Raw genomic sequence first — 16,558 nt, 5'->3', positions numbered from 1 at the left:
GCGCGGCCGGCGCGGCACCCGTCGTCACGCGGACGACGCGACCGCGGGGACTACAGCCGCAGCGCGGCGGCGACGGCCTGGCGGATGGCCCGCTCGGCGTCGAGCTCCGCGGCGACGTCGGCGCCGCCGAGGATCAGCACGCCGTCGCGCTCGCCGCCGTCGGCGTCGCGGGCGCCGTCGGCGACCTCGGACTCCTGGCCGGCGCAGATGACGACCGTGTCGACGGGGATGACGCGGTCGACGGTGGCAGCGGCGTCGGCGGCCTTCCCCTTGCCGCGCTTGGCCTTGGCCTTGCCCTTCCCCGTGCCCGTCGCGGGCTCGGCCGGCTCGGTGACGTGCAGGCCCTCGTCGTCGATGCGCCGGTAGGTCACGCCCGGGTGCATGATGACGCCGGCCTTCTTCAGCTCCGCGGCGTGCACCCAGCCCGTCGTCTTGCCCGGCCCGCGGCCCATGCGGCCCGGGCGGCGCTGCAGCAGGTGCACCTCGCGGTCGATGGCGCCCGGCAGCTCGTGGTGCGGCGTCGTCTCCGCCAGCGCCGCGCGGGCGCCGCCGGCGAACTCGTCGGGGGAGGCGACGCCCCACGCCCGCCGCCACGTCGCCAGGTCCTGGTCCGGCTCGCGGGTGAGGAACTCCGCGACGTCGACGCCGATGCCGCCGGCGCCGATCACCGCGACGCGGCGGCCGGCCTCGCGGGCGCCGGACAGCAGCTCGTCGTACGTCATGACGCTCGGGTGGTCGAGGCCCTCGATGTCCGGCACCCGCGGGCGGACGCCCGAGGTGACGGCGACGCGGTCGAAGCCGCGGGCCAGCAGATCGTCGACGTCCGCGCGCTCGTCGAGGTGCACCGGCACGCCGAGGACCTCCAGGCGGCGGCGGAAGAAGTCCAGCGACCGGCCGTACTCCTCCTTGCCCGGCACGCGGGCGGCGAGGCGGAACTGGCCGCCGACCTCGGAGGACGCCTCGAAGATCTCGACGTGGTGGCCGCGCGCGGCCGCGGCCTCGGCGAACGCCAGGCCCGCGACGCCCGCGCCGGCGACGGCGACGCGCTTCGGGGCGACGGCGCGGGAGTCGCGCAGCGGCTGCAGCTCGATCTCCCGGCCGGCCAGCGGGTTGACCAGGCAGGACACCTTCTTGTTGGCGAAGGTGCGGTCCAGGCAGGCCTGGTTGCAGGCGATGCAGACGTTGATCTCGTCGGCGCGCCCGGCCGCGGCCTTCGCCGCGAAGTCCGGGTCGGCCAGCAGCGGCCGGGCCATGGACACCAGGTCGGCGTGCCCGTCGGCGAGGATGCCCTCCGCCACGTGCGCGTCGTTGATGCGGTTCGACGCGGTGACGGGGACGGACACCTCCCGCCGCAGCCTGCCGGTGTACTCGGCGAACGCGGCGCGCGGCACGGAGGTCACGATGGTCGGCACCCGCGCCTCGTGCCACCCGATGCCGGTGTTGAACACGTCGACGCCGGCGTCCTCCAGCCGGTGGGCGAGCTCCACGGTCTCCGACCAGGACTGGCCGTCCTCCACGAGGTCCGCCAGGGAGATGCGGTACTGCACCAGGAAGTCATCCCCGCCGGCCTCGCGCACGCGCCGGGCGACCTCGACCGGCAGGTTCATCCGCCGGTCCGCGGAGCCGCCCCAGTGGTCGGAGCGATGGTTGACGCGCTCGGCGAGGAACTGGTTGAGCAGGTAGCCCTCCGAGCCCATGATCTCCACGCCGTCGTAGCCGGCGCGCTTCGCCAGCTCCGCGGCGCGGGCGTACGCGTCGACGGTGCGGCGGACGTCCCAGCCGGTCATGCCGAACGCGCGGAACGGCGTGATCGGCGACTGCGACGTCGACGCCGTGCGGATGAACGGGTGGTAGCCGTAGCGGCCGGCGTGCAGCAGCTGCAGGACGACGCGCCCGCCGTGGGCGTGGACCTCGTCGGTGACGGCGCGGTGCGCGTCCGCCATCCGGCGGGTGCGCATCATGGAGCCGCCGGGCAGCAGCCAGCCGGTGACGTTGGGGGAGTAGCCGCCGGTGACGATGAGCCCGGCGCCGCCGCGGGCCCGCCGGCCCAGGTAGGCGGCGAGCTTCGGGACGTCGGCGACGCGCTCCTCCAGGCCGGTGTGCATCGACCCCATCACCACGCGGTTGCGCAGGGTGAACGGGCCGACGTCGAGCGGCGACGTGAGGTGCGGGAACGGGGAGGCGGCGCCGTCGGGCCGGACGGCGCCCCCGTCGGAGGGGCTGGGCTGGGGCATGCCCCGATTATCGCGGTTGACGTGCGCCACGGCGGCGATTCGCCCGCAAACGCCGCTCAGCCGACGCCGGGGCCGCCGTCGGCGAGCGGGCCGGTGAGGTGGCGCTGGACGGCGGGGCCGACGAGATCGGCGATCCGGTCGCCGGGGAGATCCGCGAGCGCGGGAATGCGGACCATGTGGCGGGCGACGAAGAGCCCGGCCAGCTGGGAGCCGGCGAGCGCCGCCCGCAGCCGCCGTTCGTCGTCGGGTCCGTCGAGGAGCGTGACGACGCGATCCAGGATCGCCCCGCCGACGACCGTGCGGAGGAGCTCCGGTTCGTCCGCGAAGGCGCGCCGGGCCACGGCCAGCAGGGCGGGGCCCCCGGGGCCGGACCACACGGACTCGGCGTGGGCGACGATGGCGTGGCCGCGGTCCTCCGGCGGCAGCGCGGCGAGCTGCGCGACCATGTCGCCGGGGCGGGAGATGCCCTCCAGCACCGCGCGGAAGAGGCCCTCCTTCGACCCGAAGTAGTGGTTGACGAGGGCCGGGTCGACGCCCGCGGCGGCGGCGATGGCCCGGACGGGGACGGCGCCGAAGGAACGTTCGGCGAACAGCCCGGTGGCGGCGTCGAGGATCCGCGCGCGGGTGCGCTCGCCCTTGGTCGCGGGCGCGGCGGGGTGGTCGGTCATCGTGTCCTCCTCATCCGCCCATCTTCGCGCACCGCCCGGTTACTTCGTCGCCCGGGGCATGGTGACCGAGGCCACGGCGAGCACGGCGACGACGAGCGCGGTGAGCAGCCCGATGCGCAGCCACGAATCCCCGGAGATCGACGGATCCGCCAGCAGTTCGCGGACGACGTCGACCGCCCAGGTCATCGGCAGGATGCGGGAGAAGTCCCCGAGGACGTCGGGCATCTGCCCGGTCGGGACGAAGAGCCCGCACAGGAGCAGCTGGGGACCGATGAACACCGGCATGAACTGGACGGCCTGGAACTCGGATCCGGCGAAGGCGCTGGCGAGCAGGCCGAACGCGACGCCGACGAGGCCGTCGAGGAAGGCGACGAGGATGAGCGCCGTCCATGGTCCGGCGAGGTCCGCGTCCATTGGGCCGAGGATCAGGGCGGCGAGGACGAGGGTCTGGGCGACGGCGAGGCCGCCGAAGACCACGGCGTAGGACACGATGAGGTTCGTCCGGTGCAGCGGGGTGGTGAGGATCCGCTCCAGCGTCCCGTCGCGGCGCTCCCGCAGCATGACGACGGACGTGACGATGAACATCAGCATCATCGGCAGCACCGCCAGCATGATCGGGCCGATGGCGCCGAACGGCGAGGGGCGCCCGGGCGGGACCGGCACGTCGGAGAAGACGTAGTACAGCAGCGTCAGCAGCAGGGCGGGGACGACGAGGACGAGCGCCACGGTCCGCGGGTCGGCGCGCAGCTGCGCGGCGATGCGGCGGACGGTCGCGGTGGGGTCGGGGCGGCCAGGCCCCGCGGCCCGGCGCCCTCCCGCACCCGCCGTCCCGCGGCGTGCGGCCGCGGCGCCGGAGGCGGGGCCGCGGCCATTCCCGCACCCGACCGCCACCCCATGAAGGAGGAGCCCCGGCCCATGGCACCGCACGCCGCACCCGACTTTGCGCACCCGGCGCCGCCGCCCCCGCCGTCGGTGCGGCGCCTGTTCTTCGACGCCCGCTCCCCGGTGCGCCGGTGGCCCGTCGCGCTGCGGGCGGCCATCGCGCTGTTCGTGCCGGCGGTGCTGACGCTGAACCTCGGCCACGAGGACGGCATGCTGCTCGTCGCCGGCGGCTTCTGCGTCGTCCTCTACGGCGACGGCAACGCGTACCGGGCGCGCGCCGCGGTGCTCGGCTGGGCGGCGGCGCTGCTGACCGGCCTGGCGTTCCTCGGATCCCTCACGGGCCACGTGGTCTACGGGCTCATGGACGCCCACGGCGGCGCGCAGTGGCCGCTGCTCATCAGCGCCGTGCTGTCCGCGTTGGTCGGCATGGTGGTGGTCTACGGATCCACGGCGCTGCGGCTGCCGCCGCCGGGGCCGTTCTTCTTCGTCATGACCTTCGGCGCCGTCACCCTCACCGGGCGCACCGGCACCACGCCGCTGGAGGTCGGCGGCCGGATCCTCCTCGGCGCCGCCTGGGCGTGGCTGGTCGGCATGTCCGGCGTGCTCGTCGACAGGTTCGGGCCGGAGCGCGCCGCCGTCGCCGCGGCGGAGGAGGCCGTCGCCGCCTACGAGGCCGACCCCAACGACGGCGTGCTGCGCAACCGCGCCGCCGGCGCCATGCAGACCGCCTGGCACGCGCTGCACGACGCCCGCGCCGTCCGCGGCGGCCGCATCCTCCCCGGCCCCCGCCGCGAACTCGCCGAGACGGCGCTGCGCCTGCGCGGCCGCATGTACGCCGCCGTCGCCGCCGGCGTCGACCCCGACGACATCGCGGACGCCGCGCAGGCCGACATCGCCCGCCCCCACACCAACCGGCCGCCGCTGGCGCGGCCGACGTGGTGGTACCGCATCCTCCGCTCGGCGGGGTTCCGCTCCCACGCCGGGCTGACCGCCACCCGCGTCGGCGTCTCCGCGCTGGCCGCCGGCGTCCTGTCCGTCGCCGTCGGCCTCGACCGCCCCGACTGGGCCGTCATCTCCGCCGTCCTGGTGCTGCAGCGCGGCCCGGACCGCATCTCCGGCTCCGTGCGGGCGGTCCACCGCTTCCTCGGATCCCTGACGGGCGTCGCGCTGTTCGCGCTCATCCACGTCCTCGTCGACGCCCCGCTGGCGCTGCTCGTCGTCCTCGCCTGCCTGTCGTTCACCGCGGAGCTCACCATCGTCCGCAACTACGCCATCGCCGTGTCCGCCACGACGCCGCTGGCGCTGCTGATGGGCGGGGCGCTCGACGCGCCGCTCGGCGACATCGTCGCCGCCCGCATCCTGGAGATCATCGTCGGCGTCCTCTGCGCCCTCGCCGCCCTGTGGCTGGTCCTGCGCCGCGGGTCCGCCGAGGCCCTGAAGCTCACCGAATCCCGCGTCCACCGCGCCGTCGACGAGCTCGCCGACGCCCGTCTCGCCGGCGCCGGGGAGGACGAGATCCTGCAGCGCCGCCGCGACCTGCAGTTCGAGCTGCACGGCAACCAGCTCGCCGCCGAGCAGGCCGCCCGCGACATGCCCGAGTGGACGCGCGCCAACTGGCCGACGCACGCCTCTACGCAGCTGGCCGGGTACGCGACGCTCGCGCGGCCGTAGACGGGTCGCGGGGCGCGGCCGGCTGGGCGACGGTGCGGCGCCGGCCCATCCACGCGGGACGCGCGGGCATCCGCGGCCGCCCGGACGGGCCGCCGCGCGGGGGAGGGGCCGTGCGGCCCGGCCCGGCCGCCGGTAGACAAGGGGGAAACCGCACCCGACGGACGGAGACATCCCCATGAGCAAGCCCATCGCAGTCGTCACCGGCGCCTCCTCCGGCATCGGCGCCGCCACCGCGGCCGCCCTGGCCGCCGCCGGGTTCGAGGTCGTCGCCGCGGCCCGGCGCGTCGACAAGCTCGACGAGGTCGCCGCCGGAATCCGCGACGCCGGCGGCGATGCGCGCGTCGTGGAGCTCGACGTCACCTCGCAGGACTCCGTCGACGCGCTCGCCGCCGAGATGGGCGACGCTCCGCTGGCCGTGCTGGTGAACAACGCCGGCGGCGCGTGGGGCCTCGAGAGCGTCGAGGACGCCGTCGAGGAGAAGTGGCGCTGGATGTACGAGGTCAACGTGCTCGGCACGCTGCGCGTCACCCGCGCCCTGCTGCCGGCGCTGAAGCGCGGCCGCGGCGCCGTCGTCAACGTCGGCTCCGTCGCCGGCCGCTACAACTACGTCGGCGGCGCCGGCTACAACGCCGCCAAGCACGGCGAGCGCTCCATCACCGAGGTGCTGCGCAAGGAGATCGCCGACGACGGCGTCCGCGTCACCGAGGTCGACCCCGGCCGCGTCAAGACCGACTTCTCCCTCGTCCGCTTCGACGGCGACGCCGAGAAGGCCGACGCCGTCTACGACGGCAAGGAGAACCTGACGGCCGCCGACGTCGCCGAGATCATCGCGTTCGCCGCGACCCGCCCCGCGCACGTCAACATTGACTTCGTACAGGTCACGCCGATCGATCAGACGAGCATCTAGGGGGCCGTGCGACGGGGCGCCGCGCTCCGTCGACGGGGGCGGGGCCGAGCAGGCCGTCGACGGGGTGCCGGGGACGGGCCGGCGCGTCGGACGGCGGGTCGTGCCGCCCCGGGAAGGCGCCACGAGGAGCCAGGCCGTTATGGAAACGTGACAATCGGTCGGGATGTGGCGCGCGCCACCGATCCGCGCACCCGGAAACCGCCCGGTAACCGGCCCGGGCCCGGCGCGGCCCCGTGTTTCACCGAGGTCACCCGGCGGGCCCCATCGGTGTCGGCTGCGTAACCACTGGGCCCCGCAGCGGCGCCGCCCGTGGGTGTTTCCGCAGGCCGCGGGCCGGGGGACGGTGGAGTCGTCCACGACACCGACCCGATGGAGGCCCACGATGCCGGCACCGACCTCACCCGCCGCCCGCGCGACATACGACCACGACGCGGCGCACGTCTTCCGCCCCTGGTCCAAGCAGACCGGCCTCGCCCCGATGGTCGTCGAGGCCGCGAAGGGCACCGTCGTCACGGACTCGGAGGGCCGCGACGACCTCGATTTCGGCAGCCAGCTGGTCTACGTCAACGTCGGCCACGGCCACCCGCGCGTCGCGGAGGCCATCGAGCAGGAGGCCGGGCGCCTCGCGACGATCCAGCCGTCCATGGCGGTCGCGTCGCGGTCCGAGGCGGCGCGGCTCGTCGCGAAGCACCTCCCGGAGGGCATGAACAAGGTCTTCTTCACCAACGGCGGCGCCGACGCCGTCGAGCACGCCATCCGCATGGCGCGCCTCCACACCGGCCGCTACAAGGTCCTGTCCGCCTACCGCGGCTACCACGGCGCCACCCAGCAGGCCATGACGACGTCCGGCGACCCCCGCCGCTTCGCCAACGACTACGGCGTCGGCGGCAACGTCCACTTCTTCGGGCCGTTCCTCTACCGACCGCCTACAAGGCGACGACGGAGGCGGAGGAATGCGAGCGCGCGCTCGCCCTCTTCCTCGACTCCGGCGACCACGACGTGCAGCTGCGCCGGCACCGCGTCGCGCTGCGCGGCAAGTGGGAGGCGACCATCGACGCCCTGGAGCGCCACTTCCCGTGGGAGCTGACCGACGTGCCGACCGGCGGCCTCGGGTTCTGGCTCACCGGCCCCGCCGCGCCGCTCGGCATGCGCGAGCGCGCCGGGCGGTGCACGATGGTGACATGCATGCACCCGACTACGCTGCCCTCGACCGGCCGATTGCGCTGGTCACCGGGGCGTCCCGCGGCATCGGCCTCGCCGTCGCGGAGATCCTCGGCCGCGACCACCACGTCATCTGCGGCGCGACGTCGGAGGAGTCGGCCCGCGCCGCCGCGGATCGGCTGCCGTCGGCGTCGACGTTCGTCTGCGACCTCACCGACGACGCGGCGACGGAGGCCGCCGTCGCCGCGCTCCGGGACGCGGGCCTGACCCGCCTGGACGTCCTGGTCAACAACGCGGGCATGAGCGACAAGGCCCCGGTCGGGGAGGCGACGAAGGCGCAGTGGCGCCGGATCTTCGAGGTCAACGTCTTCGCCGTCGCGGAGCTGACCCGCCTGCTGCTGCCGATGCTGCGGGAGGCCCGCGGCACCGTCGTCATGCTGAACTCCGGCTCGGGCTACCGCTCGAACCCGGGGCAGGCGCTGTATTCCGGCACGAAGTTCGCGCTGCGCGCCATGACGGATGCGCTGCGGGAGGAGGAGCGCGGCGTCGTCCGCGTCAGCGCCGTCCACCCGGGCAAGACGGACACGGACATGCAGCGCGTGATCCAGGCGGACCGGGGCAACGGCCCGGACACGTACGACGCCGGCGTGTACGTCCGCCCGGAGTCCATCGCGGCGGCGGTGCGGATGGCGGTCGACTGCACGGACGAGGCGATCGTCGAGGAAGTCAGCGTCCGACCGGTGGTGCTGTAGCCATGGCCGTGTCGCGACCCCCGTCGGAGGACGACGCCCGGGCCATCGCCGAGGCCGCCGCGGACGTCGCGGAGGCCCGCCGCCGCCTCGACGAGGCGCTGGCCCGCCGCGACGCCGCCATCGTCGCCGCGTACGGGCGCGGCGCCACGGCGGGCCCGCTGGCGAAGGCCGCGGGCGTCCACAACCAGCTGGTGTACAAGATCCTCCGCGACGCGGACGCCGCCGCGGGCGGGTACCGCGGCTCGGGTTCCGCGGACGACTAGTCCCCGGGGCGTGACGACGTCCCCCGCCGCGGCCGCCTCCCGCGCCGCGCCGGGGCCCGGGCCGCCGCCCGGGGAGGGCCGGCCGGCCTCCGTGCACGGCGGAGCCATGGCCGCCGCCCGGGGCGTCGTCACGCGACCCCGCGCACGCCGACGGCCCCCGCGCGCACCGCAACCGGTGCGCGCGGGGGCCGTCGTCAGGCGGAAACCCGGCGGCTACTTGCCGCGGGCCTCCATCTGGGCGTCGAGCTCGCGGAGCACGACCTTGCCGGCGGGGTTGCGCGGCAGGGAGTCGACGAAGAAGACCTCGTCCGGCACGGACCACGCGGCGAGGCGGTCGGCGACGAACTTCTTGATGCCCTCCTCGGACAGGCCGCGGCCGTCCTCGTTGTCGGCGCGGACGACGTAGACGTGCAGCGACGCGATGAGGTCGTCGTCCTGGACGCCGCGGGCGAAGACGTCGCCGGTGCCGTGGATGGAGCCGACGAGCTCCTCGACCTCGCGCGGGAAGACGTTCTCGCCGCCCTTGATGATCATGTCGTCGGAGCGGCCGCAGATGTAGATGTAGCCGTCCTCGTCCTGCTTGGCCAGGTCGCCGATCTCGAACATGCCGTCGACGGTGCGGAAGCTGTCCTCCGCCGACAGGTAGCCGTTGAACGTCATGGCCATGGCGGTGTGCAGGCGGCCGATCTCGCCGGTCTTCACCGGGCGGTTCTTCTCGTCCAGGATCGCGGTGCGCACGCCGAGGGCCGGGCGGCCGGAGGTCTCCGGGTTGCGGGCCATCTCCTCGCCGGTGGCGATGGTGCAGATGCCGGCCTCGGTGGAGCCGTAGAAGTTGTGGACGACGGGGCCGAAGCGCTCCGTCAGCTCCGTGACCAGCCACGGCGGGATGGCGTTGCCGGAGGAGACGAGGAAGTCGAACGGGCCGAGCTCGGACTGCAGCTCCGGGCGCTCCTTCAGCGCGTCGCGGAAGTTGCGCAGCCAGATGGCGGCGGAGATCATGCCGTCGACGCCGTACTTGCGGCACTGGTCGATGCACGGCGCGCCGTCGAAGTTGCGCTGCGTGACGATCGTCGCGCCCGTGCCCATCGCGATGATGACGTTCGCCCAGCCCCAGGCGTGGAACATGGTGGCGGACTGGTGGATGACCATGTTGCGGCGCCACGGGATGCGCTCGGCGACGGCGCCCAGCGGCGACGGGGTCTTCGGCTCGTCGCGCAGGATGCCCTTCGGCAGGCCGGTGGTGCCGGAGGACATGATGATGATCCGGCCCTGCTCGGGCTTGCGCTGGATGTCGGAGGAGCCGCCGGCTTCGGCGAGGTCGCGCATGACCAGCGCGCCCTCGGGCAGGTGATCCCGCGTGGAGTAGTCCGCCATGTGGGACACGACGACGCGGCAGCCGTGCATGTCGTCCGGCAGCTGGCCGAGGAACTCCTCGTCGATGAAGAGGAACTTCATGCCGTTCTGCTTGATGAGGCCCTCGATCTGCGCGGAGGAGGCGCCGGTGTTCATCAGCAGGATCTCGGCGCCGACGAAGGACTTCGCGGCCATCGGCATGATGATGCCGCGGCCGTTGCGGGCCATGACGCCGAAGGGGGTGTGCTCGGCGAGGCCGAGGTCCATCATCGCCTCGGAGAGGGAGATGCTGAGGTCGCGGAGCTCGGTGTAGGTGAGCTCGCCCTCGTCGTCGACCAGGGCGAGGCGGTCCGGGTAGCGGACGGCGCCGAGGGACACGAGGCTGGAGATGGCGAACTTCCAGCGGTAGAGGCAGTCGACGACGCCGGGGACCATCTTCGGGGTCATCCAGAAGGCGCCCGTCCTCAGCAGGGGGCCCAGGGTCTGGGCGAAGGCCTTCGCCTCGAAGGCGAAGGAGTTGCTGGGGGCGACGTTGATTTCGGATTTCATCTCAGGTGTGCAGCTTCCGTGGTCGAATTCACCGGCGGTGGCGGCGCGGGGCGCGCGGGTTCGCGCGGGGCCGGGGCCGCCCGACCTGGAAGATCCTACGCGGGCATAACGAAACCGTCTCATCGGGGTCCGATTCATCGTGTGATGAATGTGACTTGCGTGACTGTTGTTTTATGCAGTGGCGCAGGTGGCACGTGGTTTCGCCGTTTCGTGACCTCCGGCGGGTGCCGGGCCTGTCGGGGGTGCGCGGCGCCGGGAAGGGGTCGCGGAGGGCGCTGCGGAGGTCGTCGATGCGGTCGCGGAGGGGCCGCGTGACGACGCCGGCCGCCGCCCCGCGTGGTTGCGGGGCGCCGCCCGCCGGGCCTAGGAGGTGCGGCCGGCGGCGACCAGGGCGTCGAGGTCGCGCGGGACGACCTTGCCCGCGGGGTTGCGGGGCAGGTGGTCGACGAAGATGACCTTGTCCGGGACGGACCAGGAGGCCAGGTTCTCGGCCACGTAGTCCTGGATGTCCTTCTCGGTCAGGTTCGCGCCGTGGTGGTCGTCGGAGCGGACGACGTAGAGGTGCAGCTCCGCCAGCAGCTCGTCGTCGTGGACGCCGCGGCCGAAGATGTCGCCGACGCCGTCGACCGGGCCGACGAGCTCCTCGACCTCGCGCGGGAAGACGTTCTCGCCGCCCTTGATGATCATGTCGTCGGAGCGGCCGCAGATGTAGATGTAGCCGTCCTCGTCCTGCTTGGCGAGGTCGCCGATCTCGAACATGCCGTCGTAGGTGTGGAACTTGTCCTTGTCGGACAGGTAGCCGTTGAAGGTCAGCTCCTGGACGGTGACCAGGCGGCCGATCTCGCCGCGCGGGACCTCGTTGCCGTCGTCGTCGACGATGGCCATGCGGACGCCGATGGCGGGGCGGCCGGCGGTCTCCGGGCGCTGGGCCATCTCCGGGCCGGTGGCGATGGAGGTCAGGCCCGCCTCGGTGGAGCCGTAGAAGTTGCAGACGACCGGGCCGAAGCGCTCGGTGAGCTCCATGACCAGCCACGGCGGGATGGCGTTGCCGGAGGAGACCATGAACTCGAACGGGCCGACCTTGCGGGACGGGTCGGCGACGAGGACGTCGCGCATCTTCCGCATCCACACGGCGGCGCCGATCATGCCGTTGCAGCCGTACTTCTCGCACTGGTCGACCATCTTCTGGCCGTCGATGTTGCGGTGGGTGACCAGCGTCGCGCCGGTGACCATGGCGATGATGACGTTGGCCCAGCCCCAGGCGTGGAACATGGTGGCGGACTGGTGGATGACCATGTTGCGGCGCCACGGGATGCGGTCCGCGACGGCGCCGAGGGTCGCCGGGGTGCGCGGCTCGTCGCGCAGGATGCCCTTCGGCAGGCCGGTGGTGCCGGAGGACATGATGATGATCCGGCCCTGCTTCGGCTTGAACGGCAGCTCCGCGGAGCCGCCCTCGGCGACCAGGTCCTCCATGACCTCGGCGCCGGCGGGGACGGCGGAGCGGTCGGAGCGGTCCTCCAGGTGGGAGACGATGACGCGGCAGCCGTGGAGGTTCTCCGGCAGCTGGCCCAGGAACTCCTCGTCGATGAAGAGGAACCTCATGTCGTTCTGCTTGATGAGGCCCTCGATCTGGGCCGGGGAGGCGCCGGTGTTCATCAGCATGATCTCGGCGCCGATGAGGCCCTTGACGGCCATCGGCTCGACGATGCCGCGGCCGTTGCGCGCCATGACGCCGAACGCGGTCTTCGACTCCATGCCGCGGTCCATCATGGCCTTGGCCAGCGACACGATCTCGTCGCGCAGCTCGGTGTAGGTCAGCTCGCCGTACTCGTCGACCAGGGCGAGGCGGTTCGGGTAGCGGTAGGCGCTCATGTGGATGAGGCCGCAGACGGCGAAGCGCCACCGGACCAGGTACTTGAGCATGGTCGGCACCTGGTGCGGCTTCATGTGCAGGGAGCCCGACTTCAGCAGCGGCTTCATGGACCGCGCCGCGGCCTTCAGCTGGAAGCCCAGCGAATTGACGGGCGTGACGTTGGTTTCCGCCTTCATGGGTCGTTGTCCTCCGAATGTGGTTCGTTCTCCGCTGGCGCGCGGCCGGCGTCAGGTCTCGTTACCGTAACTTCTTTTGTTGAAGAACGTCAAAGCAGGTGCGGGGGCGCCGGCTCCGGAGCGCGCTCCGGGCCGTTGTCACGTCCCTGACCTGCGAAGGTCGTTCATTTGTCGCCGACGCCGGGCCGACGCGGTCCGCGTCCCGGGTGACGGCCGCTACATCGGCGGCCCGCCCCGGAATGTTACGGCCCGGTCACGAAGTCGTCCTGCGGGGGATGTCCCGCGGCGGCTTCGGCCGGGCCCCGGATGGTATCCGTGTGACCGTAGGGACGGATGGTAACAGCGGTCCCAACCGTTCGCGAAAGAAAACCGAATGAATGACAAGAACCCGCACCCGTAGGGGGGTGCGGGCTCCCGCCTCCCGCCGGCGCCCGGGGCGCCGCGCGGGGGCCGTCGTCGCGCGATGCGCGGCGACGGCGGAGGCGGCCGCCGCGGCGGCTACGCCTCCAGCGGGTCGACGCCGGCGTCGTTCAGCAGCGGCACGTCGACGAGCGACTGCGGGATGGCGAACGCGTCGACGAGGACGCCGGACCACGGGCCCAGCGAGTCGACCAGGTCGTTCAGCGCGGCGCGGACGGACTTCGTGCGGCCGCCCGTCAGCACGTTCTGCTCCTGGAACCAGCCCGAGTGCTCGTTGATGGTCGACAGCGCGAAGACGTTGCGGACCTGGGTGAACACGTCGCGGGCCGGGCCCTTCGGCAGCTCCTGCTCGGCCTGGACCATCGCCTCCATGAGCATCGCGTCGATGCGCGCCCAGCCGCAGGCGATGAGGTGGTCCTGGGCGCCGTCGACGATCTCGACGGCCTCCTCGATCTCGGCCTTCTTCGCCTGGCGCAGGCGGCCCGCCAGCGAGCGCAGCAGCGACTGCTCGCGGTCCTCCAGCAGCTTCAGCTGGTAGCCGGCGTCGAACAGGGACTCCTCGTCGCGGTCGGTGACGCGGTCCAGCAGCGCCTGCACGGCCTTCGGCACCGGGGTGCGGCGGCGGAAGATGTCGCCGACGTTCTCCACGCCGAAGCGCAGCATGTCCATCGGGTCCATGTCGGACAGGCCGCGGGCGTAGGCGGTGATGAGCTCCTTGCCCACCATCTGGATGAGGACCTTGTTGTCGCCCTCGAAGGTGGTGAAGACGTCGGAGTCGGCCTTGAACGTCGTCAGCAGGTTCTCCGACATGTAGCCGGCGCCGCCGCAGGCCTCGCGGCACTCCTGGATGGTGTCGGTGGCGTGGGCGGTGGCGGCGACCTTCACGGCGGCGGCGCGGGACTCCATCTCCCGCTGCTTCCACTGCTGCTCCTCGGTCGGGTTCGCGATGTCCCAGGTGCCGGCGGCGACGGCCGCCTCCTGCTCGTGGATGCGCTCGATGATCTGGTTCTGCAGCAGCGCCAGCGCGTAGCTGCGGGACAGGCGCGGCAGCAGGCGCAGGCGGTGGGCGCGATGGTCGATGAGGCGCTTCTCGTTGCCCGGCACGCCCTCGAACTGGCGGCGGCGCAGGGCGTAGCGCAGCGCGATGGTCAGCGAGGAGCGGGTCGCGGCGCCGGCGGCCGCGCCGACGGAGATGCGGCCGCGGATGAGGGTGCCCAGCATCGTGAAGAAGCGGCGGTTCCGGGAGTCGATCGGGGAGGAGTAGTTGCCCTCCTCGTCGACGTCGCCGAAGCGGTTGAGCAGCGCGGTGCGCGGCACGCGGACGTTGTCGAACAGCAGGGTGCCGTTGTCGACGCCGACGAGGCCGCCCTTGTGGCCGTGGTCGCCGATGGTGACGCCCGGCATCGGGTTGCCGTCGGCGTCGCGGATGGGGACGACGAGGCAGTGCACGCCGTGGCTCTCGCCCGGCTCGCCGTTCTCGTCCGGGGTGTGCAGCTGGGCGAACACGGCGGCCATGCGGCCGTGGCGGGCGGCGTTGCCGATGTAGGTCTTCTGCGCCGACGGCGACGGGGAGTGGACGACGAACTCGCCGGTCTCCCGGTCGTAGGTGGCGGTGGTCTCCAGGTTCTGGACGTCGGAGCCGTGGCCGCGCTCCGTCATGGCGAAGCAGCCGAGCAGGTCGAGGTTGATGATGTCCTTCACCGGGGCGCCGTGCGCCTCCGGGTCGGTGCCCAGGGCGTCGACGGCGCCGCCCCACAGGCCCCACTGGACGCCGGACTTGACCATGACGGACAGGTCGGCGTGGCCGATCATCTCCATGCCGGTCAGCGTGGCGCCGGTCTCGCCGGTGCCGCCGTGGGCGACGGAGAACGCGCCGGCCGGGGTGCCCATGTCGCGGACGCGCTCGAGGCGGCCGATGAGGCGGTCGCGCATCTCCTCCAGCGGCAGGCCGACCTCGGGGCGGAAGTACGGGTCGTCGAGGGCCTCGCGGATGGTCGCGCGGGTGTCGGCCCAGCGGCCGTCGAGCACGCGCTGGAGCTCGGCGGCGATCTCCCGCCCCTCGGCGGCCCCGGCCTCGCGGGGGAGCTTCGGCGGGCGGCCGGAGGCGGTGCGCTCGCGCTCGACGGCGGTGGCGGCGGAATCGGCGGGGCCGCCCGCGCCCGGGACGGCGGCGTCGGTGGCGGCGATGTCGGTGGTGGCGTCGGTGGTGCTGTCGGTGCGGTCCATGTCACGAGCATAGGAAAGATGTGATGCGGGCAACACTAAATTTTTCCCCGGGGGTGATTCGGGGTGCCGCGCCCGGGTGCGCGGCCGGGTCCGTGCGTCGCGTGACGACGGGACCCGCTCGGCCCCGCGCCGCCTCAGCCGCGCGGCGCCTCCGCGCCGGCGAGCAGCGCCGCCAGCCCCGCGTCGTCGGCCGCCGTGCACGTGCCCAGCCAGCGGTCGACGGCGTCGCGCTCCGCCTGCGTCACCCACAGGCGGTACCGGTGCTTCACGGCGGTCTGCCGGGCGACGTAGCGGCAGCGGAACGCGGAGTTCGCCGGCAGCCACGTCGCCGCGTCGCCCGCGCCCTTCGCCTGGTTCGCCGGCCCGTCGGAGGCCAGCAGGTTCAGCGGATCGTTGGCCAGCGCCCTCCGTTCGTCCGGGCCCAGCTGCTGCGCGCCCTTCTGCCAGGAGTCCGCCAGCGCCACGACGTGATCGATCTGCACGTCCGCCGACGTGCCTCGGCCGCGCGTGAACGGGATGTCGCGTCCCGTATAAGGATCGTGCAGCACGCCCGACAGCGCGACGCAGCCGTTCGTCCCCGGCTTCACCTGCACCTCGGCCAGATCCCTGCGCAGGATGTCGTTGCGCGTGTCGCAGCCGTTGCGCCCGTAGGCCACCGGCACGTCGTCCGACCACCGCTGGCCGAACAGATCCCGGTCGTACCCCGTCTTCGGGGCGCGCCCCTTCACCGGCAGCTCCGCCAGCATCCCGCGGAACGCCGCCGCGTGGACGCTGGGCGCCGCCGGATCCGCCGGCGGGGGAGGGGGCGCCGGCGCCGGGGCCCCGGGCGCGCGCTCCGCGCCGGACGGCCACGGCTCGCCGTCCGAGGCGCCGGAGCCGTCCAGCCCCGGCCCCGGATCCCCCAGCGGCGGCAGGGAGTCGTAGAACTCCCGCCCCTTCTCCAGGCCCGCGCGGGCGCGCTCCGAGAGCTCCGCGCCGATGTCCCCGGCCGCCCCCGGGACCGCGCCGTCCCCGGCCGGGCCGCACGCGGCGGCGCCGAGGGCCAGCAGCGCGGCGGCCGCCAGGGCGGCGGGGCGCCGCAGCCGGCGCGCGCGGCGCCGCCCGCCCGCGGCGCGGGAGGGTGCGGGGCCGGTGCTCGGGAACATGCCCCCGAGGATATAACCGCACCCGACACGCCCCTCCGGCGCGCCGCCCGGGCGCCGTCCCAGGCGCCTCCCGGGCGCGATCCCCGCGCCGCCCGGCCGGCGGTCACGGCGCCGCGCGGGTCCCGTCGTCACGCCCCCGCGGAGCGCCCGGAACCGCCGCCACCCCCGGGGGCGACGGCGGGGGACGTGACCCGCGCCACGTGTTTCGGGCGTGTTACATCACCTTTTCGCATACGTTCATAATGACATTATGCAATGTGGCATAGGTCACACTGCTG

Annotated in this window: 12 protein-coding genes; 5 read left to right on the top strand and 7 right to left on the bottom strand. The window is 73.6% G+C overall.

All coding sequences use genetic code 11. From position 1 onward, the window contains the following. Positions 1 to 50: 50 nt before the first annotated feature. From QQS41_RS06525 to QQS41_RS06515, 3 genes are read right to left on the bottom strand one after another with little or no spacing between them, the layout of a single operon-like run. On the bottom strand, positions 51 to 2,234 hold the full coding sequence (locus tag QQS41_RS06525; RefSeq protein ID WP_448851828.1) for an oxidoreductase: 2,184 nt from the start codon (positions 2,232 to 2,234) through the stop codon (positions 51 to 53). A 56-nt stretch (positions 2,235 to 2,290) separates the two neighbouring features. After that, positions 2,291 to 2,902 (bottom strand): TetR/AcrR family transcriptional regulator, encoded by a 612-nt coding sequence (locus QQS41_RS06520; RefSeq protein WP_448851827.1) that lies wholly within the window; start codon positions 2,900 to 2,902, stop codon positions 2,291 to 2,293. Positions 2,903 to 2,941: 39 nt separating this feature from the next. Continuing rightward, on the bottom strand, positions 2,942 to 3,793 hold the full coding sequence (locus QQS41_RS06515) for an ABC transporter permease (protein ID WP_448851826.1): 852 nt from the start codon (positions 3,791 to 3,793) through the stop codon (positions 2,942 to 2,944). A 24-nt stretch (positions 3,794 to 3,817) separates the two neighbouring features. Between QQS41_RS06515 and QQS41_RS06510 the strand changes: the two genes are divergently transcribed. From QQS41_RS06510 to QQS41_RS06490, 5 genes are all read left to right on the top strand, one after another. Then, positions 3,818 to 5,455, top strand: coding sequence for an FUSC family protein (locus QQS41_RS06510; protein WP_448851825.1), 1,638 nt, complete (start codon positions 3,818 to 3,820; stop codon positions 5,453 to 5,455). 175 nt (positions 5,456 to 5,630) lie between these two features. Further along, the gene (locus QQS41_RS06505; RefSeq protein WP_448851824.1) at positions 5,631 to 6,362 is read left to right on the top strand and encodes an SDR family NAD(P)-dependent oxidoreductase; all 732 of its coding nucleotides are present in this window, start codon (positions 5,631 to 5,633) and stop codon (positions 6,360 to 6,362) included. Between the two features lie 382 nt (positions 6,363 to 6,744). Beyond that, a complete protein-coding gene (locus QQS41_RS06500; RefSeq protein WP_448851823.1) occupies positions 6,745 to 7,449 on the top strand; it encodes an aminotransferase class III-fold pyridoxal phosphate-dependent enzyme in 705 nt (234 codons plus the stop codon). 94 nt (positions 7,450 to 7,543) lie between these two features. After that, complete coding sequence (locus QQS41_RS06495; protein WP_448851822.1) at positions 7,544 to 8,275, top strand: SDR family oxidoreductase; 732 nt, start codon at positions 7,544 to 7,546, stop codon at positions 8,273 to 8,275. A gap of 8 nt (positions 8,276 to 8,283) precedes the next feature. After that, positions 8,284 to 8,538: a hypothetical protein gene (locus QQS41_RS06490; protein ID WP_448851821.1), complete on the top strand. Its 255-nt coding sequence runs from the start codon at positions 8,284 to 8,286 to the stop codon at positions 8,536 to 8,538. Between the two features lie 213 nt (positions 8,539 to 8,751). Here the strand turns inward: QQS41_RS06490 and QQS41_RS06485 are convergent, their stop codons facing one another. From QQS41_RS06485 to QQS41_RS06470, 4 genes are all read right to left on the bottom strand, one after another. Continuing rightward, a complete protein-coding gene (locus QQS41_RS06485) occupies positions 8,752 to 10,440 on the bottom strand; it encodes an AMP-binding protein (protein WP_448851820.1) in 1,689 nt (562 codons plus the stop codon). A 363-nt stretch (positions 10,441 to 10,803) separates the two neighbouring features. Then, positions 10,804 to 12,489, bottom strand: a complete 1,686-nt coding sequence (locus QQS41_RS06480) for an AMP-binding protein (protein ID WP_448851819.1) — start codon at positions 12,487 to 12,489, stop codon at positions 10,804 to 10,806. Between the two features lie 498 nt (positions 12,490 to 12,987). Next, positions 12,988 to 15,135 carry an acyl-CoA dehydrogenase family protein gene (locus tag QQS41_RS06475; protein ID WP_448851818.1) on the bottom strand — a complete coding sequence of 716 codons (2,148 nt, stop codon included), beginning with the start codon at positions 15,133 to 15,135 and terminating at the stop codon, positions 12,988 to 12,990. A 134-nt stretch (positions 15,136 to 15,269) separates the two neighbouring features. Next, on the bottom strand, positions 15,270 to 16,280 hold the full coding sequence (locus QQS41_RS06470) for an HNH endonuclease family protein (RefSeq protein ID WP_448851817.1): 1,011 nt from the start codon (positions 16,278 to 16,280) through the stop codon (positions 15,270 to 15,272). Positions 16,281 to 16,558 lie beyond the last annotated feature (278 nt).

This window comes from Corynebacterium sp. 335C (assembly GCF_053525695.1).
The sequence above is the reverse complement of the archived record's forward strand: the minus strand, read 5'-3'. Positions and strand labels throughout refer to the sequence as shown.